Raw genomic sequence first — 209 nt, 5'->3', positions numbered from 1 at the left:
TGAAGTCAATTTTATGGTGTTTTCTATTTAATCTTTTTATTGGATTTTGTAGTGATTGTTAGGATTGTAGTAATTCTGGTTTGGTGTTTACAGTTTAGGGTGAAAATGTATTGAATTTTATTTATTAATTAATTATCTTATTATTATTTGATCAAAACTTTTTTTTTGTTTTGATTTTTCATGTTTATTTAGGCTTGGCGGCCATAGCA

The organism is Methanobrevibacter sp. UBA412 (assembly GCA_002495685.1).
GTDB classification, from domain to species: domain Archaea; phylum Methanobacteriota; class Methanobacteria; order Methanobacteriales; family Methanobacteriaceae; genus Methanobrevibacter_A; species Methanobrevibacter_A acididurans.
The sequence above is the reverse complement of the archived record's forward strand: the minus strand, read 5'-3'. Positions refer to the sequence as shown.